19 protein-coding genes are annotated in these 22,476 nt (G+C 64.0%); 5 read left to right on the forward strand and 14 right to left on the reverse strand.

The window, feature by feature from the left end:
• Nucleotides 1–10: 10 nt before the first annotated feature.
• Nucleotides 11–724, reverse strand: a complete 714-nt coding sequence (gene pgl, locus B4L76_RS05280; protein ID WP_296230996.1) for a 6-phosphogluconolactonase — start codon at nt 722–724, stop codon at nt 11–13.
• The gene (gene zwf, locus B4L76_RS05285; protein WP_296230997.1) at nt 711–2,180 is read right to left on the reverse strand and encodes a glucose-6-phosphate dehydrogenase; all 1,470 of its coding nucleotides are present in this window, start codon (nt 2,178–2,180) and stop codon (nt 711–713) included. The genes pgl and zwf overlap by 14 nt, the downstream gene beginning before the upstream one ends.
• A 212-nt stretch (nt 2,181–2,392) precedes the next feature.
• Here zwf and hexR point away from each other — a divergent pair, with 212 nt between their 5' ends.
• The gene (gene hexR, locus B4L76_RS05290; RefSeq protein ID WP_169774905.1) at nt 2,393–3,256 is read left to right on the forward strand and encodes a DNA-binding transcriptional regulator HexR; all 864 of its coding nucleotides are present in this window, start codon (nt 2,393–2,395) and stop codon (nt 3,254–3,256) included.
• On the opposite strand, the gene B4L76_RS05295 is transcribed toward hexR, so the two are convergent.
• The 12 genes from B4L76_RS05295 to B4L76_RS05350 all read right to left on the reverse strand — a co-directional run bounded on the left by B4L76_RS05295 (nt 3,249) and on the right by B4L76_RS05350 (nt 16,756).
• Nucleotides 3,249–4,103: a D-hexose-6-phosphate mutarotase gene (locus tag B4L76_RS05295; protein WP_296230999.1), complete on the reverse strand. Its 855-nt coding sequence runs from the start codon at nt 4,101–4,103 to the stop codon at nt 3,249–3,251. The two genes, hexR and B4L76_RS05295, sit on opposite strands and share 8 nt — an antisense overlap.
• 116 nt (nt 4,104–4,219) lie before the next feature.
• Complete coding sequence (locus B4L76_RS05300; RefSeq protein WP_225780593.1) at nt 4,220–5,563, reverse strand: carbohydrate porin; 1,344 nt, start codon at nt 5,561–5,563, stop codon at nt 4,220–4,222.
• A gap of 41 nt (nt 5,564–5,604) precedes the next feature.
• Nucleotides 5,605–6,759, reverse strand: a complete 1,155-nt coding sequence (locus tag B4L76_RS05305) for an ABC transporter ATP-binding protein (protein ID WP_296231000.1) — start codon at nt 6,757–6,759, stop codon at nt 5,605–5,607.
• Between the two features lie 3 nt (nt 6,760–6,762).
• Complete coding sequence (locus B4L76_RS05310; RefSeq protein ID WP_225780591.1) at nt 6,763–7,608, reverse strand: carbohydrate ABC transporter permease; 846 nt, start codon at nt 7,606–7,608, stop codon at nt 6,763–6,765.
• Nucleotides 7,601–8,509: a carbohydrate ABC transporter permease gene (locus B4L76_RS05315; RefSeq protein WP_296231003.1), complete on the reverse strand. Its 909-nt coding sequence runs from the start codon at nt 8,507–8,509 to the stop codon at nt 7,601–7,603. Before B4L76_RS05315 ends, B4L76_RS05310 begins: the two co-directional genes overlap by 8 nt.
• A gap of 182 nt (nt 8,510–8,691) precedes the next feature.
• Nucleotides 8,692–9,990 carry an ABC transporter substrate-binding protein gene (locus B4L76_RS05320; protein WP_296231005.1) on the reverse strand — a complete coding sequence of 433 codons (1,299 nt, stop codon included), beginning with the start codon at nt 9,988–9,990 and terminating at the stop codon, nt 8,692–8,694.
• 104 nt (nt 9,991–10,094) lie between these two features.
• Nucleotides 10,095–11,345, reverse strand: coding sequence for an AGE family epimerase/isomerase (locus tag B4L76_RS05325; protein WP_296231006.1), 1,251 nt, complete (start codon nt 11,343–11,345; stop codon nt 10,095–10,097).
• Between the two features lie 128 nt (nt 11,346–11,473).
• The gene (locus B4L76_RS05330; RefSeq protein ID WP_296231008.1) at nt 11,474–12,928 is read right to left on the reverse strand and encodes an ATP-binding protein; all 1,455 of its coding nucleotides are present in this window, start codon (nt 12,926–12,928) and stop codon (nt 11,474–11,476) included.
• Nucleotides 12,909–13,634, reverse strand: a complete 726-nt coding sequence (gene gltR / locus B4L76_RS05335) for a two-component system response regulator GltR (protein WP_296231009.1) — start codon at nt 13,632–13,634, stop codon at nt 12,909–12,911. Before gltR ends, B4L76_RS05330 begins: the two co-directional genes overlap by 20 nt.
• Nucleotides 13,635–13,707: 73 nt before the next feature.
• Entirely contained in the window at nt 13,708–14,667 is a 960-nt protein-coding gene (locus tag B4L76_RS05340) for a glucokinase (protein ID WP_296231010.1), read from the reverse strand.
• Nucleotides 14,664–16,490, reverse strand: coding sequence for a phosphogluconate dehydratase (edd, locus tag B4L76_RS05345; RefSeq protein ID WP_296231011.1), 1,827 nt, complete (start codon nt 16,488–16,490; stop codon nt 14,664–14,666). The genes B4L76_RS05340 and edd overlap by 4 nt, the downstream gene beginning before the upstream one ends.
• Before the next feature lie 71 nt (nt 16,491–16,561).
• Nucleotides 16,562–16,756 (reverse strand): hypothetical protein, encoded by a 195-nt coding sequence (locus B4L76_RS05350; protein ID WP_296231013.1) that lies wholly within the window; start codon nt 16,754–16,756, stop codon nt 16,562–16,564.
• Between B4L76_RS05350 and gap the strand changes: the two genes are divergently transcribed.
• The 4 genes from gap (at nt 16,755) to B4L76_RS05370 (ending at nt 22,353) form a co-directional block, all read left to right on the forward strand.
• On the forward strand, nt 16,755–17,756 hold the full coding sequence (gap, locus tag B4L76_RS05355; RefSeq protein WP_296231014.1) for a type I glyceraldehyde-3-phosphate dehydrogenase: 1,002 nt from the start codon (nt 16,755–16,757) through the stop codon (nt 17,754–17,756). The genes B4L76_RS05350 and gap overlap by 2 nt on opposite strands.
• A gap of 224 nt (nt 17,757–17,980) precedes the next feature.
• Nucleotides 17,981–18,493: an RNA polymerase sigma factor gene (locus B4L76_RS05360; protein WP_296231015.1), complete on the forward strand. Its 513-nt coding sequence runs from the start codon at nt 17,981–17,983 to the stop codon at nt 18,491–18,493.
• Nucleotides 18,494–18,564: 71 nt separating this feature from the next.
• On the forward strand, nt 18,565–19,527 hold the full coding sequence (locus B4L76_RS05365; protein WP_296231016.1) for a FecR family protein: 963 nt from the start codon (nt 18,565–18,567) through the stop codon (nt 19,525–19,527).
• Between the two features lie 240 nt (nt 19,528–19,767).
• A complete protein-coding gene (locus tag B4L76_RS05370) occupies nt 19,768–22,353 on the forward strand; it encodes a TonB-dependent receptor (RefSeq protein WP_296231017.1) in 2,586 nt (861 codons plus the stop codon).
• Nucleotides 22,354–22,476 lie beyond the last annotated feature (123 nt).

Consider the following 22,476-nt stretch of genomic DNA (forward strand, 5'->3'; position numbering starts at 1 on the left):
GATCCTTGGCTCATGGGCACCAGTAGATGTCCAGGGGGGCGTGAAGAAAAGCGCGAATCGGCATTTCCGTAAGGTCGGTGCCAGCCAGCGCGGCGCGCAGGGTAGCGAGTTTGCCCTGCCCTTGCACGGACAGTGCAGTGAAAGCAGCACTGGCCAGCAACGCGCGGCTCATGGACAAGCGCTGGCGCGGTACGCTCGGTGCCAGCATAGGCAGGCAGCGACGTGGGTTGGCCAGGTCGAGGCCGGCCTCCAGGTTGGGGCTGGCGGGGAACAGCGAAGCGGTATGGCCATCGTCACCCATGCCCAGCACCAGCACATCGATCGGCGGTAGCTCGGCCAGGGCCTGGTCGGCCTTGATGGCGGCGGCGTCGAGGTTTTCCGCCTGCTGGTACAAGCCAACGAAACGGGCCTTGGCCGCTGCGCCCTTGAACAGATGGCGAGCCAGCAGGCCGGCATTGCTGTCGGCGTGCTCCACCGGCACCCAACGCTCATCGGCCAGGCTGACGGTGACCCTGGCCCAGTCGAGGTCTTCGCTGGCCAGCTGTTCGAGGAACGGTACCGGGCTGCGACCGCCAGACAGCACCACGCAGGCCTGCCCCTTGCTGGCGATCGCCTCGCGCAGGCGTGCAGCCACGTCATGCGCCTGGCGCACGGCCAGGGCCTCGGCATTGGCCAGCTCGTGCACGTTCACCGAGCCTGGCAGTTTCAGTTCAGATATCCCCATACCACGCCCTCCCGTCGCGTGTGATCAGAGCAATCGAGCTCATCGGCCCCCAGGAACCGGCCGCATAAGGTTTGGGCGCATCGCCCGCATTACGCCAGCCGGCAATCAACTGGTCGCACCACTTCCAGGCATATTCGATTTCATCCTTGCGCACGAACAGGTTCTGGTTGCCGCGCATCACCTCGAGCAACAACCGCTCATAGGCATCCGGAATCCTCGCGCTGCGCCAGGTGTCGGAAAAATTCAGTTGCAACGGGCCGCTGCGCAGTTGCATGCCCTTGTCCAGGCCCTGCTCCTTGGTCATTACCCGCAAGGAAATGCCTTCGTCCGGTTGCAGGCGGATGATCAGCTTGTTACCGATCTGCAAACGCTGTTCCGGAGCGAAGATATAGTGCGGGGTTTCCTTGAAATGGATGACGATCTGCGACAGTTTCTGCGGCATGCGCTTGCCGGTGCGCAGGTAGAACGGCACGCCGGACCAGCGCCAGTTGCGGATGTCGGCACGCAGGGCGACAAAGGTTTCGGTGTCGCTCTGGGCGTTGGCGTTGTCTTCCTCGAGGTAGCCGGGCACCGGCTTGCCATCGCTGTAGCCGGCAATGTACTGGCCGCGCACCACACGGGTGCTCAGCCCCTCACCCGTGATCGGTGCCAGGGCCTTGAGCACCTTGACTTTCTCGTCACGGATAGCATCGGCAGACAGTTCGCTGGGCGGGTCCATGGCGATCAGGCACAACAGCTGCAACAGGTGGTTCTGGATCATGTCGCGCAGTTGACCGGCCTTGTCGAAGTAACCCCAGCGGCCTTCGATACCGACCTTCTCGGCGACGGTAATCTCCACATGGGAGATGGAGTTCTGGTTCCACTGGGTTTCGAACAGGCTGTTGGCGAAGCGCAGGGCGATCAGGTTCTGCACCGTCTCCTTGCCCAGATAATGGTCGATGCGGTAGACCCGGTTCTCGGGGAAGAACCGCGCCACGGCGTCGTTGACCCGGCGCGACGACTCCAGGTCGTGGCCGATGGGCTTCTCCAGCACTACCCGGGTGCGCTCGGCCAGACCGGCCTTGTCGAGGTTCTCGCAGATGGCGCCATATACCGCCGCCGCCGTGGCGAAATAGGCAATCAGCGGCAGCTCGCCCTGCAACTGCCCGGCCAGGGCTTGATAGCCCTCGGGCTGGAGGAAGTCCAGGTGCTGGTAGCTCAGGCGGGCAAGGAAGCGCCCTAGCGCGGCGGGCTCTATGTCAGCCTCGGGCACATGCCGGCGCAGGTGCGCTTCGATACTGTCCAGGTGGTCCTGTGCCGTTCCGGCCTCACGGGCCAATGCCAGCAGGCGGGTATCCGGGTGCAACAGGTTGGCCCGGTCGAGCTGGTAAAGCGCTGGAAACAGCTTGCGCAATGCCAGGTCGCCGAGGGCGCCAAACAGGGCAAAGGTGCAAGGTTCGACACTGATCGCAGCCATGATGTTGGTTCTTTCCTAAAGTTGGTCTAGGAATACCGCTTTCACATACGGTTTTCAAGGGATAATGTAGTAAAAACCACAACATTCGACACTAGTGTTACAGACAAGTGGTACGCCAACCGCGCCGACAGTACGATAGACGACCGTGCAAAAAGCCTGCTGCTCCCACAGCCGGCTGTCTTCCCGACCCAAGGACATACCCCATGGACCGCGTGCGAAACCTCCTGGAACAGATCCAGGGACGCCTCGACGAGCTGAACAAGGCCGAACGCAAAGTCGCCGAAGTCATCCTGCTCAACCCGCAACAAGCCACCCGTTTCAGCATCGCTGCGCTGGCCCAGGCGGCCAAGGTCAGCGAACCGACCGTCAACCGCTTCTGCCGTTCGTTCGGTGTCAGCGGCTACCCCGAGCTCAAGCTGCAACTGGCGCAAAGCCTGGCCAGCGGCGCCGCATACGTCAGCCGCGCGGTAGAGGCCGACGATGATCCGGCAGCCTATACCCAGAAGATCTTTGCCAGCGCCATCGCCTCGCTCGACAGCGCCTGCCAGCAACTGGACCCACAGCAGGTCAGCCGTGCCGTGGACATGATGATCCAGGCGCGGCAGATCCATTTCTTCGGCCTGGGCGCCTCTGCCCCGGTGGCGCTGGATGCCCAGCACAAGTTCTTCCGCTTCAACCTGGCGGTGTCGGCCCACGCCGACGTGCTGATGCAGCGCATGCTGGCCTCGGTTGCCCACACTGGCGACCTGTTCGTGATCATTTCCTATACCGGACGCACCCGCGAACTGGTCGAGGTGGCGCGCCTTGCCCGGGAAAACGGCGCCTCGGTGCTGGGCCTGACGGCCGCCGGTTCGCCATTGGCCAATGCCTGCAGCCTGAGCCTGCATATTCCGTTGCCGGAAGACACCGATATCTACATGCCGATGACTTCGCGGATCATCCAGCTGACCGTGCTCGATGTGCTGGCCACTGGCATGACCTTGCGCCGTGGCGTGGACTTCCAGCCACACCTGCGCAAGATCAAGGAAAGCCTCAACGCCAGCCGCTACCCGATCGAGGACGACGAACTCAACTGAGCCGGTGCGCCTGCAAACGCAGGTGGGCACGCTGTCCCGGCGCCAGGCTCAGGCCTTCGCCACTGCCGCTGGCGGCCTCGACGCAGACGAAACGCTGGCATTCGCGGCCGCTCACCCCCATCAGCGGGCGATTGCCCGGGTGCCAGACCACGGTGTCGTCACTGTCGCCAGTATCGATGCACAATTCACGTTGCCAGGCCGGGTCCTGCAGCTGTACCCGTGGCGTACCGGGGTAGACCCTCTGGCAGCCGCCCTTGAGCTTCAGCGCGCCATCCTCGCGGCATGCCTGGCGGTTGAGGCGGTCGTAGCCTTCGATGTCCTCGAGCCCGGACAGCGCTATCTCGGACACGTCACTGATACACCAGTAGGCCAGCAGGGCATGACTCAACTGGCAGGGTTCGCTGTCCTGGTGCTCGGTGCTCAGGCTCAGCTCCATGCGACTGCCCAGCCGGGCATGCAGGTCGACCTGCCAGTCGCACAGGTCCAGCCGCCATTTCAGGGTAACGCCCTCCTCGTCCTCGCGGCTGTCGACCAGTTTCCAGTCCAGCAGGCGCGCCCAGCCATGGGCCGGCCACAGGTCTTCGCTGGGATGACGGCCATACCAAGGCCAGCACACCGGCACACCACCGCGGATCGCCCCGACCTGTGGCCACTGCTCGGCACACCACAGCCAGGGCCGTTCGCCGGCTGGCTGGAAATGCAGCAGTTGCGCGCCCTGGCGGCTGAACACCGCCTGGCAGCGTGGGTGGTCGATGATCAGCACATCGCGCTGCTGGTAACGCTCCCACTCGAATGTCGGCCGAGGCCGCTGCGAGGTGAAGAAGCGATGAAGCGGATGTTCGGGCATGTTCAGGGCTCTTGTTGTTTGAGACAGCGCTATCTCGGCCTATCCCCGATACCCACTGCAAGCCAGTGGGTGCCGGGGGCCGAAATGGGATTGGCGTAAATTTACAACAATTGCCCTTAGAATGACGACTGAATCTTCAACCCTGCGACCAGCGCATTGTCCACCTCGTCGACCCCGCCGGGGCTCTTGATGTACTGCAGGTTGGGCCGCACGGTCAGCCAGTTGGTGACGTGGAAGCCGTAATAGAGTTCGGCGTTGTACTCGGTGCGTTGCAGCGGCACGAAGCCGGGGTTGTCGTAATCGTCGATACCGCTCTGGGCGTTCAGCAGCTCGGCGCGCTTCTTCACATCGTCATTCACATGAATGCGTGCCACGCCGAAGCCGATATCGTCCTTGGGCCGGGCGTCGAAGGCGCCTTTGTAGACCAACCCGACCTGCTGGTAGTTGTCGACCACGTTGGTGGCTTTGTCGTGCACGGTGAAGTTGGCGAACAGGCTCAGGCCACGGTTGACATCGCCAGCGTGGGCAGTCACCTGCTGCTGGGCCACGACCCACCAGCCATGCTTGCTGGAGTGCGACTTGAAGGCTTCGCCAGTCAGCGCCTGCGGGTTGCCGTTGACATCGTCGAATACATCATCGGCCTTGGCCGTGCTGTAGTAGTAACCCAGGCGGTACTCACCGGGCAGGCCATTGACCTTGGGTGACCACACCGCTTCCACCGGCAGTATCGCGCCTTTGGTGCCGCTGCCGCTAAGCTTGAAGCCGTTGCCGGTTTCCAGGTTGGAAGGGTTTTGCTCGAAGGCACCGACCTGGACGAAGAATTCCGGGGTGATGTTGTACTTGACCCGCAGGGCCCACTGGCTCACCGGCCAGTTGTACCAGATGCCACCGACCCAGTTGCCCACCTGCGAGCCGCAGAAGGCCAGATTCTGGAAGTCGCAAGGGAAGCTGTTGAAATCCTCGCCTTCGCCGAAACGGCCGAATTTCACGTCCAGCGCGCCGTCGAAGTATTTCTGCTTGATCCACATCTGGGTCAGGCGCCAGGTCTGGCCGCGGCCCCACACTTCCTGCACCGAGCTGAACTGCCCGGCGCGCGGGTCGCTGATGCGGTCGTTGGACAGGTTGCGGCCACTGCGCTCGGTGATCGCCAGTTTGAACTCGGCATCGTGCCAGCCGAGGATCTTCTGCAGGTCCAGGTGTGCACCAAGCGCGAACTGGTCGCTGTAGCGCGCGGTCTTGTCATCGTTGTAGCCGCCGTGCAGGTTACCGGCTACCTCACCGACGTAATCCAAGGTGAAGTCATAGCCCTTTTCCAGCAACTCGGTGCGGGTGCCGCCCCAGTCGCCGGTCATCCACTTCGATTCGCTGGAAAAGGCCTCGGCAGCCTGCGCGCCGCTGCTGCCAACGATGGCAAGCAAGGCCAGCGAGCCCAATGTCCTGATGCGTTTGCGCTGTTCCATCCCTTTGCGTCCTCTTTTTTCTTATTGATGGTGTAGACGAATCAACGGCCCTTGAAGTGAGCCACGTTGTCCTTTACTGCGGCGGCGGAGCTGGCCAGGTGCAGGCGCTCGCCGCTGTCGGCGTCGAACAGCAGCACCCGGGCCGGGTCGAACTGCAAGTTCAGGTTGTCACCTACCTGGCACGTCACATCCGGCGCCAGGCGGCAGCAGACCTTGGTCTGGTTGAGGGTGACGAACACCAGCAGGTCCGGCCCGGTAGGCTCGGTCACTTGCACCTCGGCACGGATGCCAGGCAAGCCGTTGCCCTCCCCGTTGCCCAGCGCGATCTGCTCGGGACGGATGCCTAGAATGATCTCGCGCCCCTCGAGCTCGTCGGCCGCCAGCCCCAAAGGCAGTTCGCAGCGTGCCTGGCCGCTGTCGAGCAGCGCCAGCAGGCGACCATCCTGTTTGGCCAGGCGGGCCGGGATGAAGTTCATCGGCGGCGAACCGATGAAGCTGGCGACAAACTGGTTGGCCGGGTTGTTGTAGATCTGTTGCGGGGTGCCGAACTGCTGGATGATGCCGTCCTTCATCACCGCCACCTTGTCACCCAGGGTCATGGCCTCGATCTGGTCATGCGTGACGTATACGGTGGTGGTCTTCAGGCGCTGATGCATCAGCTTCATTTCGGTGCGCATCTCGACGCGCAGCTTGGCATCGAGGTTGGACAGCGGCTCATCGAACAGGTAGATCTTCGGCCGCCGCGCCAGCGCCCGGCCCATGGCCACGCGCTGCTGCTGGCCGCCAGACAGCTGGGCCGGTTTGCGCGCCAGCAGATGCTCGATCTGCAGCAGCTTGGCCACCCGTGCCACCTCCTCGTCGATGGCAGCCTGGGGCAGCTTGCGTATCTTCAGGCCGAACTCGATGTTCTCGCGCACGCTCATGGTCGGGTACAGCGCATAGGACTGGAACACCATGGCGATGTCGCGGTCCTTCGGGCTCATGCCGCTGACATCCTGCTGGTCGATGAGGATCGCCCCGCCGGTGATCTGCTCCAGGCCGGCAATGCAGTTCATCAGGGTCGACTTGCCGCAGCCCGACGGGCCGACCAGGATCAGGAACTCGCCATCCTTGATCGACAGCTGGATATCCTTGAGGGTGTCCGGCAGGCCACTGCCGTAGGTCTTGTTCACATTGCGAAGTTCGAGCGTTGCCATGACTTACCCCTTTACCGCGCCAGCCGTCAGGCCGCGAACGAAATATTTGCCTGCCACCACGTACACCAGCAGGGTTGGCAGGCCGGCGATCATCGCCGCTGCCATGTCGACGTTGTATTCCTTGGCCCCGGTACTGGTGTTGACCAGGTTGTTCAAGGCCACGGTGATCGGTTGCGAGTCGCCGCTGGAGAACACCACGCCAAACAGGAAGTCGTTCCAGATCTGGGTGAATTGCCAGATCAGGCAGACCATGATGATTGGCGTGGACATCGGCAGGATGATGCGGCGGAAGATGGTGAAGAACCCGGCGCCATCCAGCCGCGCAGCCTTGACCAGCGCATCAGGGATGCTGACGTAGAAGTTGCGGAAGAACAGTGTGGTGAAGGCCAGGCCATAGACCACGTGCACCAGTACCAGGCCGCTGGTGGTGCTGGCCAGGCCGAGCTTGCCGAGGGTGAACGAGGCCGGCAGCAGCACGGTCTGGAACGGCAGGAAGCAGCCGAACAGCAGCAGGCCGAAGAACAGCTGCGAGCCGCGGAAGCGCCACATCGACAGCACATAGCCGTTCAGCGCACCGATCGCGGTGGAGATCAGTACCGCCGGCACGGTGATCATGATCGAGTTCCAGAAGTAACCGCTGACCGTGGCCCAGGCCTTGGCCCACCCGATACCACTGAACACCACCGGCCAGCTCAGCAGGTTGCCGGTGCTGATATCGTCCGGGGTCTTGAAGCTGGTCAGCAGCATCACCACCAGCGGCACCAGGTACAGCAACACGGCCAGCAACAGTACCGCGTGGATGGCGATGCGGCTGAGGCTCAGCACCGGTTTGTCGACAGGGCTATGCATGGCGCTTGCTCCGCAGCTCCGAGTACAGGTAAGGCACGAGGATCGCCAGGATCGCCCCGAGCATGAGAATGGCGCTGGCCGAACCCATGCCCATCTGCCCGCGGCTGAAGGTGAACGAATACATGAACATCGCCGGCAGGTCGGACGAATAACCCGGTCCGCCGGCGGTCATCGCCGCCACCAGGTCGAAGCTCTTGATGGCAATGTGCGCGAGAATCATCAGCGAGCTGAAGAACACCGGGCGCAGGCTGGGCAGCACCACACGCCAATAGATGCGCGGCAGGCTGGCGCCGTCGATCTGGGCGGCGCGGATGATCGACGGGTCGACACCGCGCAGGCCGGCGAGGAACATCGCCATGATGAAGCCCGATGCCTGCCAGACCGCTGCAATCACCAGGCAGTACACCACCCGGTCCGGGTCGATCAGCCAGTCCAGGCGGAACCCCTCCCAGCCCCAGTCACGCAGCAGCTTGTCCAGGCCCATGCCCGGGTTGAGCAGCCACTTCCAGGCAGTGCCGGTAACGATCATCGACAGCGCCATGGGGTACAGGTAGATGGTGCGGATGAAGCCTTCGCGGCGGATACGCTGGTCCAGCAGGACCGCCAGCAGCACGCCGATGACCAAGCTGATGGCGATGAACAGGCCGCCGAACAGCAGCAGGTTCTTGCTCGCCACCCACCAGCGGTCATTGTCGAACAGCCGGGCGTACTGGGCCAGGCCGGCCCACTTGTAGGTCGGCAGGAAGGTCGACGTGGTGAAGGACAGGACAAAGGTCCAGAGGGTGTAGCCGTAGAAGCCCACCAGGACGATGAACATGCTCGGCGCCAGCACCAGCTTGGGCAGCCAGCGCTGAAGCGCGTCCAGGGGTGAGGCCCGCAATTGGGCGGTAATTGTGCTCATGGTTCACCTCGAAGGCGCTGCACTCGCCCGTAGGAGTGGCCTTGTGTCGCGACGGGCTGCGCAGCAGACCCAAGGGACTCAAGGCCAACCCCTGACGGGAGGATCGAGTGCACAGGTATTTGGAGCTGCTGCGCAGCCCGTCGCGACGCAAGGCCGCTCCTACAACGGCAGCAGCGGCTGCTTTACTGGGCAGCCTTGATCGCCGCCGCCAGCTTCTTCGCCGCATCGGCCGGGTCGGCCTGCGGGTCGTTGATGTAGTTGGTCACCACATCGAAGAACGCGCCCTGCACGGCCAGCGTGGTGGCCATGTTGTGCGCCATGCTCGGCTGCAGCCCGCCGCTCTTGGCGTCGGCGAGGAAGTCCCTGGCGGAGGTTTGCGCGCAGGCATCGAAGCCATACTTGTCCATGTCGGCCAGCATGTCGTTGCGTACCGGAATGGAGCCCTTGTTGATGCTGAAAACTTTCTGGAAGTCCTGGCCCAGCACCTTGCGTGCGATGGCCTGCTGGCCGGCAGCGGTGCCTTCGTCGTTCTGCTTGAACACCACCAGCGAGTCGATGTTGTACAGGAACGCCTTGTCCGTGCCAGGGAATGGCACGCACTGGTAGTCCTTGCCGGCGGTTTTCTTCGCCAGGGTCCATTCGCTCTTGGCCCAGTCGCCCATGATCTGCATGCCGGCCTTGCCGTTGATGACCTTGGCCGCTTCGAGGTTCCAGTCCTGGCCCTTGCCATCCGGGTCCATGTAGGTGGCGACCTTCTTCAGCTCGGTCAACGCCTTGATCATCTGCGGGCCGGTCAGCGCCGAATTGTCGAGGTCGACCAGGGCCTTCTTGTAGCCATCGACACCCATCACCGCCAGCACCACGCTTTCGAATACGGTGCTGTCCTGCCATGGCTGGCCGCCGTGGGCGAGGGGGATGAAGCCGGCAGCCTTGAGCTTGTCGGCGGCGACATAGAATTCGTCGAGGGTGGTCGGCGCCTTGTCGATGCCGGCCTTCTTGAAGACTTCGGGGTTGATCCACAGCCAGTTGATGCGGTGGATGTTCACCGGTACGGCCACGTAGTCACCGTCATACTTCACGGTGTCGGCCACTTTCTTGTCGAGCAGCGTGTCCCACTTCTCTTCCTTGGCCACATCCTTGAGCACATCGGGGTCGAGCAGGCCGGTGGCTGCCCAGTCCTGGATGTCCGGCCCCTTGATCTGCGCGACACCCGGCGGGTTGCCCGCCACGGCGCGGCTCTTGAGCACGGTCATGGCCGTGGCACCACCGCCGCCGGCGACAGCGCCGTCCTTCCAGGTGAAGCCATCTTTCTCGACCTGGGCCTTGAGCACATCGACCGCCGCTTTTTCACCACCGGATGTCCACCAGTGCACCACCTCGACACTGCCTTTGGAATCGGCAGCGAGGGTAGTCAGTGGAAACAGCGAAGCCCCGAGCGAGGCGATGGAAACAGCGGCAGCGAGACGAAACGTGGAGTTCATCGAAGCACCTTTCTTGTTGTTATGCCGTGCAAGTCGGTCGCTTGCGTTGCATTGAGTCTAAACAGCGTGCGCGCCTCGTCAGGTAACGAAGCGATGCGTGAATGTCATCGTTTGGTTACATTGCCAGCCAGGCTGCTGGCCAGGCTCGGCGCCAGCGGCAAGCCCGGCAGCAGCAATGCCTGGTAAGCGTGATAGAGGTCGGGTTTGCCCGGCCACAGCGTCCCGGCCGGCTGGTTGTGCGCATCGAGTTCGTGGTACCAGCTGCCCCCAACCAGGTCGATGAAATGACTGGCAATGAAGTCCCAGCAGCGCCGATACCACTGCTCGAATTGCGCCTCGCCGGTGCGCTGCAACAGCGCCGCCGCTGCGGCGCAGGCTTCGGCGTGCACCCAATGCAGGCGCGCCCGCACCATCGGCCGATCGGCCCAGTCCAGGGTGTAAACGAACCCCTCCGCGCCATCGACATTCCAGGCCTGCAGGCAGGCTGCATCGAACAGCGCACGGGCGTCGTCCGCCAGCCAGCCCGGCGCCTGTAGGCCGGCCCGTTCGAGGCTGGCCTCCAGGTGCAGCAGCAACCGCGCCCATTCCAAGGCATGCCCCGGCGTGGTGCCATAAGGCCGAAAGTGATCAGCCGGGTGTTCCTGGTTGTAGTGCGGCGATGGCTGCCAGAAGGCGTCGAAATGCTCGATGACGCGATAACCGTTGGCCGCGGCATGGGTATGGATGATGCGCTCGGCAACGCGCAAGGCACGTTGCAGCCACAGGTTGTCGCCCGTGACGTCTGCCAAGGCCAGGAAGGCCTCGACCGCGTGCATGTTGCTGTTGGCGCCACGGTAGGGCTCGGGCAGTTGCCAGGCGCGGGAAAAGGCCTCCCTGAGGGCCCCCTCCTCTTCGCTCCAGAAATGCGTGTCGAGTATCCGCACTGCATCTGCAAGCAGAGCGGGGGCATCGGCGGCGCCGGCCAGCACGGCCGAGCTGGCAGCCAGGGCAACGAAGGCATGCAGGTAGGCCGCCTTGCCGCTGTCGGTATCGCCATCGGGGTGGGCGAACCAGCCGCCGTAGCTGGCATCCTGCATGGCGCCGCGCAGGGCGGCGACACCGTGTTCGACATAGTCCAGGTAACCGGGCAGACCCTGCAGGTGGGCCAGCGCGAAGCAGTGGGTCATGCGCGCAGTGTTCAGGGTGTCGGCGCAGGCGCCAGGAGGAAGCTGCCCCCTGGCATCGAGGCTGCCATAGCCCTCGGGCAGTTTCGCAGCCTTGGCGAAAGCCAGCAGGCGCTGCGCTTCAGCCAGGCGCCAAGCGTTGTGGGCCGGGGTATCGAGCCATCGGATGGCAGGCAGGTTGCAGGTGTTCATGGGCCAGCTTGATCCTTGCCAGTCGTGTGCGAATTCTAGTCAGTGGGGTTGGGCGGGATGTCACGAAGGGCCGGAGGATTGTCACCATGCGGTGACATTTCGCTTGCCGGCGTCGGTACTACGAGCGCTCAGTCCATGCCTCGCGGTAGGTACAAGGTCACCCGCAACCCGCCCTCGCGAAGGTTGAGCAGACTTACCTCCCCACCATGGCTATGGGCAATGTTGCGTGCGATTCCCAATCCCAGCCCATAGCCCTGTTGCTGCCCCGCCAGGCGAAAGTGCGGCTCGAACACCTGCTCCAGCTGCTGCTCGGGCACCCCCGGGCCCTGGTCGTCTACCTGCAGCACGAAGCCCTCGGCGCTGTCGATGATGCGTAACCGAGCCCGCTCGCCGTACTTGATGGCATTGTCGATCAGGTTGCCGATGCAACGTCGCAGCGCCAGCGGCTTGCCCGGGTACGGCGCCAGCGCCCGACCTTCGAGGTTGATGCGGCCATCGCCCAGGTAAGGCTCGGCAAGGATCTCCAGTACCTGGTTGAGATCGACCGGCTCGATGTTTTCGTGGATGTCGGTGTCCTTCACGCACTGCAAGGCACCTTTTACCAGCAACTCAAGTTCATCCAGGTCCTGGCTGAACTTGGCCTGCAGACGTTCGTCCTCCAGTAGCTCGACGCGCAGGCGCAGGCGGGTGATCGGCGTGCGCAGGTCATGGGAAATGGCGCTGAACAGCTGGCTACGCTCGGTCAGGTAGCGGCTGATACGTTCGCGCATGCTGTTGAACGCCCGCCCCACTTCCACCACCTCACTACCCCCGCCTTCAGCCACCGGCGCCACATCGGCCCCCAGCGACATCTCTCGCGCGGCGCGTGCCAGGCGCTTGAGCGGCCAGCTCTGCCAGTGCACCAGCAGGCCGATGAACAACAGCAGCAAGACGGTGGTCAGCACGATGAAGCCGATCTGCTGGCGCGGCAGGCGTTCGGCTTCCAGGCTGGTATAGGGTTCGGGCAGCAGCGAGGCAATGTACAGCCACTCGCCCTCGCCCAGGCGGATCTGGGTCACCAGCACCGGCGGGTTGAGCGGTTCCAGGGTCAACGAGTAGTGCGCCCATGAGCGTGGCAGCTCGTCGAGCTTGAGGCCGCTATTGAAGATGCGCAGGTCGTCGGGGCCGACGAATGCCACGGAAATTTCCATCTGCGAACCCAGGCGCTCATGCAGCACCTGCTGGAACACGTCGATCACCGCCTGCTTGCGCGGGGTGACGGGCAGCACCGGCATGTCCAACGGCTTGGCGTTGAGCGACACGAAGAAGCGCGTGCCGCCCATGCTGCGCAGCTGGTCGAGCACCATGGGCCGGTAGCCCACCGGCAACGAGCGAAAGTAGCTGACGCTGGCGCTCATCGAGTGGGCCAGGCTGCTGGCGCTGGCGCGCAGGCCTTGCAGTTGGCTGGCGCGCAACTGGGCGACCCAGATGATGCTGGACAGGCCCTGGGCCAGCAGCACCACCAGCAAGGTCAGCAGCAGCATGCGCCCCAGCAGGGAGCGCGGGAGCAGCCGCCAGCGCCGCTCAGGAGCCACTGCAGACATGGGCAGCCAGCAGGTAGCCACTGCCGCGCACGGTGCGGATCAGCCGGGGGGGTTTGTCGGTATCGCGCAGGCGCTGGCGCAGGCGACTCACTGCCATGTCGACGATACGGTCCAGCGGCATCGGTTCGCGGCCGCGGGTGGCGTTGCCGATGGTGTCGCGGTCAAGGATCTGCTGGGGATGGTCGAGGAACAGCTTGAGCAGGGCGAAATCAGCACCGGAGAGCATCACCTCCTCGCCATCGCGATGGAACAGGCGGTGGCTGACCGTGTCCAGGCGCCAGTCGTCGAAAGCCAGCACCGCACCGCCCGGCGCCGCCTGGCCGAATTCGGCCCGGCGCAGCAGGGCCTTGATCCGCGCCTGCAGTTCGCGCGGGCTGAACGGTTTGCCCAGGTAGTCGTCGGCGCCCAGTTCCAGGCCAATGACCCGGTCGGCTTCGTCCGAGCTGGCAGTGAGCATGATGATCGGTACCCGTGCCTGGCGCGGGTGCTGGCGTACCCAGCGGCACAGGCTGAAGCCGTCTTCGTCGGGCAACATGACGTCGAGGATGACCAGATCAAAGGGGGTGGTCTCCAGGGCGCGGCGAAAGCCCCTGCCGTCGGCTTCGGCATGTACCTGGAAGCCGGAGCGGCTCAGGTAGGTCTGCAGCAGTTCGCGGATTTCCTGGTCGTCGTCGACCATCAGGATCGATTTACCGGCAGTGCTCAAGGTGGTCCTTCCTTTTGTCTGGTTACAGGTCTTGGTTGCCTGCTATCGGGGCTGCTGGGCGGCCTCCAGTCACCTATCCATGATCCAGCGCTTGCTGCAAGGCCACTCCTGCCCCGAGCAACCCGGAAAATTCGGCCGTCACCAGCCAAACCGGCACGCCGGCGAAGTAGCCACTCATGCAGCCTTTGTCGGCAAAGCTGGTGGCGAACCCGCTACGCAGGAACAGCTCGGCAAAGCGCGGGATTACACCGCCGACAATATAAACCCCACCGCGCGCACCCAGGGTCAGCACATTGTTACCCGCCACTCGGCCAAGGAATCGGCAGAACTGTTCGATCACCGCCAGCGCCTGCGGTTCGCCGGCCAGCGCAGCATCGGTGATCTGCGCCGGGGTCTTGTGTCGGGGTGTGTCGCCGTCCAGTGCACAGATTGCCTGGTACAGGCGCAGCAGGCCACCGCCACTGAGCACGGTTTCGGCGCTGACGTGGCCGATCTGGGCGTGGATCTGTTGGTGGATTGCTGCTTCGCGGGCATTGCCCACCGGCAGGTCGACGTGCCCGCCCTCGCCTGGCAAGGCGCACCAACGCTCACCCACTCGCAACAGGGAGCCGACACCCAAACCGGTGCCTGGGCCAATGACCAATGCCGGGCGTGAAAGGTCGGCCTGGCCTGGGCACACTTCGCGGAACTCGCCATCGCGCAGGCGGGTCATGCCCAGCGCCATGGCGGTGAAGTCGTTGATCAACAGCAACTGCTCGATCTGCAGCCGCTGGCAGAACGCCTGACGGCTCAGGCGCCAATGGTTGTTGGTGAAGCGGAACTCGTCGCCATTGACCGGCCCGGCCACCGCCAGGCAGGCAGCAGTCACGCCGCCGCGGGCGATGCCCAGGCCTTCAAGGTAAGCCTCGATGGCCTGTTCCGGGCTGGTGTAGTCCTCGGTGGCGAAGACTTTCACGGCATGTAGCTGGTTGTCACGCCATAACGCAAAACGGGCATTGGTGCCGCCGATGTCGCCAACCAGCAGGTCCTTCATTTGAGGTTCTCCAGAGCCGAGGTGAAGGCGCTGGCGCCCTGCTCTGCCGGGCTGAACGCCATGCGCATGAAGCCGAACAGCTCGCGTCCGCAGCCCAGGTCGTTGCCCTGGGGCGCTGGCGGCAGGTCGCGGCTGGCCAGTTCTTCGGCCGACACCAGTACCCGCAGCGTGCCTTCGACACCATCAACCCGCACCATATCACCGTCGCGCACCCGCGCCAGCGGGCCACCGTCATACGCCTCGGGACAGACATGAATGGCTGCCGGGATCTTGCCGGAGGCGCCGGACATGCGCCCGTCGGTGACCAGCGCGACCTTGTAGCCGCGATCCTGCAACACACCGAGGAACGGCGTGAGCTTGTGCAGTTCCGGCATGCCGTTGCAACGCGGGCCCTGGAAGCGCACCACGGCGACGAAATCACGCTCCAGCTCGCCGGCCTTGAAGGCATCGGCCAGCGACTGCTGGTCGTGGAACACGCGGGCCGGGGCTTCGACCACCTGGTGTTCCGGGGCGACCGCGGAAACCTTCATCACGCCTCGGCCAAGGTTGCCTTCCATCACCCGCAGGCCGCCTTCGGCCGAGAATGGTCGGGCCACCGGGCGCAGGATGCTTTCGTCCAGGCTGTGCTGCGGCCCTTCGCGCCACACCAGCTTGCCGTCGTCGAGGAACGGCTCCTGGGTGTAGCGACGCAGGCCATGGCCGGCCACGGTGTTGACGTCCTCGTGCAGCAGCCCGGCATCGAGCAGCTCGCGAATCAGGAAAGCCATGCCACCAGCGGCCTGGAAGTGGTTGATGTCGGCCTTGCCGTTGGGGTAGACATGGGACAGGGTCGGCACCACTTCGGAAAGGTCGGCCATGTCCTGCCAGGTCAGCTGGATCCCCGCCGCCTGGGCAATCGCCGGAATATGCAGGGTATGGTTGGTCGAGCCGCCGGTGGCGTGCAGGGCAACGATGGAGTTGACCAGCGCCTTCTCATCGACGATTTCCCCCAACGGCATGAAGTTGCCGCTGGCCTTGGTCATGCGCGTGACCTGCTGCGCGGCCTCGGCAGTGAGCGCGTCGCGCAGCGGTGTGTACGGGTTGACGAAGGAGGCGCCCGGCAGGTGCAGGCCCATCACCTCCATCACCAGCTGGTTGGTGTTGGCCGTGCCGTAGAAGGTACAGGTGCCCGGGCTGTGGTAGGACTTCATTTCCGATTCCAGCAGTTCCTCGCGGCTGGCCTTGCCCTCGGCGTAGCGTTGGCGCACGTCGGCCTTCTGCTTGTTGGAAATACCGGAAACCATCGGCCCACCGGGGACAAAGATGGTCGGCAGGTGGCCAAAGCGCAGTGCGCCCATCATCAGCCCGGGGACGATCTTGTCGCAGATGCCGAGCATCAGCGCGGCGTCGAACATGTTGTGCGACAAGGCCACGGCGGTGGACATGGCGATCACTTCACGGCTGGCAATCGCCAACTCCATGCCCGGCTCGCCCTGGGTCACGCCGTCGCACATCGCCGGTACGCCACCGGCGAACTGGCCGACCGAACCGACCTCGCGCAGGGCCTGCTTGATCTGCTCGGGGAAGTGCAGGTACGGCTGGTGCGCCGAGAGCATGTCGTTGTAGGCCGAGACGATGGCCACGTTGGCCGCATTCATCAGGCGCAGGGTCTGCTTGTCCTCGCTGCCGCAACCGGCCACGCCGTGGGCGAAGTTGGCGCATTGCAGGCTGGCACGCATGGGGCCTTCACTGGCCGCGCCGCGAATCAGCTGCAGGTAGCGTTCGCGGGTGGCACGGCTGCGCTCGACCAGCCGCTGGGTGACCTCAAGGATGCGCGGATGCATGTACTGGACTCCAGGCTAATTGTAAGGGCGGTTTACCAGGCATTTTCCCTCCAAACGATTGCGGCCTAGGCTCAGGTAGAGGAGCCCGCTGCATCGGCGGAGGCATGTTGCCCAACCACTCGTTGTATGTTTAAACAAAATACTGCCATTAAAAAGGCTTGTTTTCTATCCGCCAGTGAATAATCTTGTAATTCCAACAACAAAACCGTTTCAGTGAAGCTCCTTTGTGCCACAGGTTTCACTCGGACTGCCAGAGGTACTGCCATGACTCTACGCATCGCCATCAATGGATTCGGCCGCATCGGGCGCAACGTCCTGCGCGCACTGTATACCCAAGGCTACCGCCAGGACCTGCAGGTCGTCGCCATCAATGACCTGGGTGACAGCGCCATGAACGCCCATCTGCTCAAGTACGACAGCGTGCACGGCATCTTCGACGCCAGCGTCGAGGCCGACCATGAAAGCCTGACGGTCAATGGCGACCGCATCGCCGTCAGCGCCATCCGCAACCCGGCCGAACTGCCCTGGAAGGCCGAGGCGATCGACGTGGTGTTCGAATGCACCGGGCTGTTCACCGAGCGCGCCAAGGCTGCAGCACACCTGGCTGCGGGGGCAGGCAAGGTGATCGTCTCGGCACCCGCCAAGGGCGCCGATGCCACGGTGGTATATGGCGTCAACCATGACGTGCTGCGGGCCTCGCACCAGGTCATTTCCAACGCCTCGTGTACCACCAACTGCCTGGCGCCGATCGCCCAGGTGCTGCACCGCGAGTTCGGCATCGAGCAAGGCCTGATGACCACCATCCATGCCTATACCAACGATCAGGTGCTGACCGACGTGTACCATGGCGACCCGTATCGCGCACGCTCGGCGACCCAATCGATGATTCCCAGCAAGACCGGCGCCGCCGAGGCGGTGGGCCTGGTGCTGCCGGAACTGGCCGGCAAACTGACCGGCATGGCGGTGCGCGTGCCGGTGATCAACGTGTCGCTGGTGGACCTCACCGTCAACCTCAGGCGCGAGGCTACGGCCGAGCAGGTCAACCAGCTGTTCCTCGAAGCCAGCAAGCATTCGCGAGTACTGGGCTACAACGCCTTGCCGCTGGTTTCCTGCGATTTCAACCACAACCCGCTGTCGTCGATCTTCGATGCCAACCATACCCGGGCCAACGGGCGCATGCTCAAGGTGCTGGCCTGGTATGACAACGAATGGGGCTTCTCCAACCGTATGCTGGATAACTGCCTGGCGCTGTGCCACGCCGGCTGAGCCCCAGCTCGCGCCATGTAGGCGCGGCCTTGCGTCGCGATGGATCACGCCCCGGCACAGATTGCCGCGAGCGCCTTGCCCCCATCGCGAGGCCAGGCCGCGCCTGGACCGGGTCGGGCAAGGCGTGGTATTCACAATCTTTACCTTTTCCCGACACTTTCAAGCTTGACCTTCGACACGGATGATAAGCATTATCATTAGCCTTTTGTCGGCCAGGTCCCCTCGTGAGTCAGTCCCGGTTCAATTCCGTCTTCCTCGTCCAGCGCCTGAGCCTGCTGCGCACCCTGCAGCGTATGGTCGGCAACCCGAACACGGCCGAGGACCTGCTGCAGGAGACCTACCTGCGGGTGTCCCGCGCCCTCGCTGAGCGGCCGGTCGAACACATCGAACCGTTCGTCTTCCAGACCGCGCGCAACCTGGCCCTCGACCACCTGCGTGCACGCCGGGTGCAGTCGCGCATGCTGGTTGACGATGTGCCCGACGAGGTCTTGCACAGCGTTGCTGCGCCAGCCAGCAGCAACGAAGACGCCGCCCATGCCGAACAATTGCTCAGGCAACTGAGCGTCAGCCTTGGCCAACTGAGCCAACGCCAGCAGCGTATCTTCATCCTCAGCCGCCTGCATGGCGCCACCTATCTGGAAATTGCCGAACAGCTGAAGGTTTCCCCCAGCACGGTGCAGAAGGAACTGAAACTGATCATGGCGATCTGCATGGGTGTTGCCGACCGACTCAGGTAACGCAAGCCAAGCCCTTGCCACTGCCCGTCCCAGCCTTGATCATCTGCAAAAAGTCCATTCAGGGATTCACCGTGACCGATAGCCCTGCCCCCCGCCCGTCATCCGCTGGGCCCAACGCCCGTGCTCGTGCCATGGACGAGGCGCTGGACTGGCTGGTGCGCCTGCAATGCGCGGATGCCGAGGATACCCTGGCCTTTGAAGCCTGGCTCAGCGCGGCGCCGGAAAACGCCGAAGCCTATGTGGCCGCGGAAGCCCTGTGGAATGGCGCACCGCTGCATCAGCTGGCCACGCAGATGCATCAGCAACAGCGCCGCTCATGGCGCGGACGCCTACGCAGTCACTGGAAGCCACTGGCTACGGCGGCGCTGTTGCTGGTAGGGCTGTGCACGCTCGGCAACCTGCCCATGCGCCTGCAGGCGGACCACCTGACGGTGGTCGGCGAACGCCAGCGCCTGCAACTGGGCGACGGGGCGAACGTGCTGCTCAATACTGATACGGCATTGGCCAGCGAGTACCACGACGGCCGCCAGGTCGCCCGTCTGCTGCAAGGCGAGGCCTATTTCCAGGTTGCCGAGGGTGCACGACTTCCGCTGGAAGTGCAGGCCGGGCCGTTGCGCGCGCAGGTGCGCGACACCGACTTTGCCGTGCGTTATCTCGACGGTGAGGCACAAGTGCGAGTGCAGCGCGGCGATATCGACCTGCAGGGCGAGCGCGACCAACGCATCAGCCTGGGTGCCGGCGAGAGTATCAGTGTCGGCCCCCATGGCTTCGGCCAGCGCCAGCGCCCCGACATGCACAGGGATCTGGCCTGGGTCGATGGCCGCCTTGTATTTGAAAATTGCCCGCTCAGCCAGGTGCTGGCCGAACTGCGGCGCTATTACCCAGGCTGGATCATCAACCGCAACAGGCAGCTGGAAAACGTGACGGTGACCGGCAACTACCGCCTCGATCAGCCCCTGGAAACCCTGCGTGCGCTGGCCCACATCACCTCGGCCCGGCTGCACGAGTACCCGGCGCTGGTCATCCTGAACTGATCCTTTGCCTGTGCCGGCCCGATCGCCAGATAACGCGCTGGCTTCGCATAATGCCTTACCTGGAGAGAGCTGGCTCGCCGGTGACAGGCCCCTGACACGCCTCAGGGATCACAGTCTCGTATTTATTTTTACGCGCTCGCGCCGCCTCGCCCGTCTCGTTATAGCCAATGCGACTGATTCTTGTTTGATGACAGGAACAGCCAACACCTATAACAGTCCGCGCGTCAGGGAGCGCTTTCGATGTCCACAGGTCCTACCCGCCCCTCCACCCTTGCCCGCCGTACAGGGCAACTGTCCCTGCTCACCCTGGCCCTGCTCGCCAGCTGCGCCTGCAGCCTGCCGGCACTGGCCGCCGAGCCGTCCCAGGCCAGCCCGCGCATGGGTGAGTACCGCTTCAACATCGGCCAGCAGCCGCTGGTGACGGCCATCAATGCGTTCAGCCAGGCCACCGGCTGGCAAGTCGGCTTCAGCGCCGAGCTGGCCGACGGCGTAGTCTCGCCTGGGGTGCAGGGTTCGCTACTGCCGGAAGCCGCACTCAAGCGCCTGTTGCACGGCACCGGCCTGGGCGTACGCAAGATCGGCAACGGTAATGTGGTGCTCGAACGCCAGGCTGGCAGCAACGTGGTCGCCCTGCAGCAGGTCACCGTCAGCGCCACCCGCAGCGCCCAGGACGTCAGCCAGGTGCCGAGCACCGTCAGCGTGCAGACCCGCGAGCAACTGGACCGGCAGAACGTCAACACTATCCAGGACCTGGTGCGCTACGAACCCGGGGTGTCAGTGGCCGGCACCGGCCAGCGCAGCGGCCTGAACGGCTACAACATCCGTGGCATCGATGGCGAACGAATCCTCACTCAGGTCGACGGCGTGTCGATTCCCGACAGTTTCTTCTACGGCCCCTACGCCCAGACCCAGCGCAACTACGTCGACCCGGAAATCGTCAAACGTGTGGAGATCCTGCGCGGCCCGGCCTCGGTGCTGTACGGCAGCAATGCCATCGGCGGCGCGGTCAGCTATTTCACCCTCGACCCAGACGACATAATCAAGCCCGGCCAGGACGTGGGTGCCCGCCTGAAGAGCGGCTACAGCTCGGCCGACGAAAGCTGGCTGACCTCCGCCACTGTCGCCGCTCGCCAGGGGGACTTCGACGGCCTGCTGCACCTGAGCCAGCGTAACGGCCACGAAACCGAGACCCACGGCGGCCACAGCGGCGAAGGGCTGTCGCGTAGCGAAGCCAACCCGATGGACGCACGCACTACCAACGTGCTGGCCAAGCTGGGCTGGAATTACGCCGACGATGCTCGCCTGGGCTTCACCTACGAGCGCTACAAGGATGACCGCGACCAAAACATCCTCAGCGCAGTGGGCGGGCCGTTCACCGGCGGCGCCAATGGCATGGGCTTCTACAAGGCGCGTACCGGCAACGACACCATCACCCGTGAGCGCTTCGGCATCAGTCACGAGTTTGACCTGGCATCGACGCTTGCCGACCACATGAAGTGGAGCCTCAATTACCAGATCGCCAAGACCGACCAGCACACCGAGGAAATCTATGCGCCCTTTACCCGCCAGGTACTGCGCACCCGCGATACCACCTACAAGGACCGCCAATGGGTGTTCGACGCGCAACTGGACAAGGCTTTCAGCCTGGGTGCCACCGACCATCTGCTGACCTACGGCACCACCCTCAGGCATGAGAAGGTCACCGGCTCGCGCAGCGGCACTGGTACCTGCCTGGCCGCTGGCGCAGGTTGCCCCGCCGCCGGTGCTGACCGCCCGGCCGATGGCCAGGCCCTGGTCAGCGACTTCCCGGACCCGACCGTGAACACCTACAGCTTGTTCGTGCAGGATGAAATCCGCTGGCGCGACTGGACCTTCCTGCCCGGTGCACGCTATGACTACACGCGCATGGAGCCCAGATTCACCGAGGAGTTCCTGCGTGGCCTGGAAGCCACCGGTACTGCGCCCACCTTCCAGGATGACTCCGAGAGGAAGTGGCACCGTGTCTCGCCCAAGTTCGGCCTGACCTACGCCTTCGATGACAACTACACCTGGTACGGCCAGTACGCCGAAGGCTTCCGCACGCCAACGGCCAAAGCCATGTTCGGCAAGTTCCAGAACCTTGAACAAGGCTACCGCGTGGAAGGCAACCCGGGACTGGAGCCGGAGAAGAGCAAAAGCTATGAAACCGGCCTGCGAGGCAACTTCGACGCCGGCAGCTTCGACGTGGCGGTGTTCTACAACAAGTACCGCGATTTCATCGATGAAGACGCCGTGCAGAGCGCCAACCTGGAGCAGACTTTCCGCGCCAACAACATCAAGCACGCCACCATCAAGGGCGCCGAGTTCAAGGGCCGCCTGAACCTCGACCGCTTCGGCGCGCCGCAGGGCCTGTATGGCCAGGGCTCGATTGCCTACACCTACGGTCGCAATGATGACACCGGCGCGCCGCTCAACAGCATCAATCCGCTCAAGGGTGTGTTCGGCCTGGGTTACGAGCAGCAGCAGTACGGTGGCCTGCTGAGCTGGACACTGGTCAAGCGCAAGACCCGCGTCGACGACAGCTCCTTCCACTCGCCCGACGGCTCCAGCAGCAAGTTCCGCACCCCTGGCTACGGCGTGCTGGACCTGACCGGCTACTACCGGGTCAGCGACGACATCACGGTCAATGCCGGCCTGTACAACCTGAGCGACAAGAAGTACTGGCAGTGGGACTCGGTGCGCAGCTACGACGGCCAGGGTGAAGCGGCCGTGACCCAGCCGGCCAACATCGACCGCCTGAGCATGCCGGGGCGCAACTTCGCCATCAATGTGGTCTGGGATATCTGACCTGGGCTGCGGCTGACATCTGTGCCGTCCTGTTCGCGGGCTCAGCGCGACAGGACGGTACTGCCGCACATATCGCAGATTTTTTTACCGTCGCCCCCGCACTGTTTCGTCTCGTCTCTAGAG

The sequence above is a fragment of the Pseudomonas sp. UBA4617 genome, assembly GCF_002386445.1.
Taxonomy (GTDB): Bacteria; Pseudomonadota; Gammaproteobacteria; order Pseudomonadales; family Pseudomonadaceae; genus Aquipseudomonas.

Coding starts and splice junctions, on each gene's coding strand:
- zwf (WP_296230997.1), bottom strand. CDS start 2,180: ATGGCTGCGATCAGTGTCGAACCTTGCACCTTTGCCCTGTTTGGCGCC.
- B4L76_RS05315 (WP_296231003.1), bottom strand. CDS start 8,509: ATGAGCACAATTACCGCCCAATTGCGGGCCTCACCCCTGGACGCGCTT.
- B4L76_RS05325 (WP_296231006.1), bottom strand. CDS start 11,345: ATGAACACCTGCAACCTGCCTGCCATCCGATGGCTCGATACCCCGGCC.
- B4L76_RS05310 (WP_225780591.1), bottom strand. CDS start 7,608: ATGCATAGCCCTGTCGACAAACCGGTGCTGAGCCTCAGCCGCATCGCC.
- edd (WP_296231011.1), bottom strand. CDS start 16,490: ATGCATCCGCGCATCCTTGAGGTCACCCAGCGGCTGGTCGAGCGCAGC.
- B4L76_RS05300 (WP_225780593.1), bottom strand. CDS start 5,563: ATGGAACAGCGCAAACGCATCAGGACATTGGGCTCGCTGGCCTTGCTT.
- B4L76_RS05320 (WP_296231005.1), bottom strand. CDS start 9,990: ATGAACTCCACGTTTCGTCTCGCTGCCGCTGTTTCCATCGCCTCGCTC.
- B4L76_RS05305 (WP_296231000.1), bottom strand. CDS start 6,759: ATGGCAACGCTCGAACTTCGCAATGTGAACAAGACCTACGGCAGTGGC.
- B4L76_RS05330 (WP_296231008.1), bottom strand. CDS start 12,928: ATGTCTGCAGTGGCTCCTGAGCGGCGCTGGCGGCTGCTCCCGCGCTCC.
- B4L76_RS05340 (WP_296231010.1), bottom strand. CDS start 14,667: ATGAAGGACCTGCTGGTTGGCGACATCGGCGGCACCAATGCCCGTTTT.
- B4L76_RS05295 (WP_296230999.1), bottom strand. CDS start 4,103: ATGCCCGAACATCCGCTTCATCGCTTCTTCACCTCGCAGCGGCCTCGG.
- B4L76_RS05370 (WP_296231017.1), top strand. CDS start 19,768: ATGTCCACAGGTCCTACCCGCCCCTCCACCCTTGCCCGCCGTACAGGG.
- gap (WP_296231014.1), top strand. CDS start 16,755: ATGACTCTACGCATCGCCATCAATGGATTCGGCCGCATCGGGCGCAAC.
- pgl (WP_296230996.1), bottom strand. CDS start 724: ATGGGGATATCTGAACTGAAACTGCCAGGCTCGGTGAACGTGCACGAG.
- B4L76_RS05350 (WP_296231013.1), bottom strand. CDS start 16,756: ATGGCAGTACCTCTGGCAGTCCGAGTGAAACCTGTGGCACAAAGGAGC.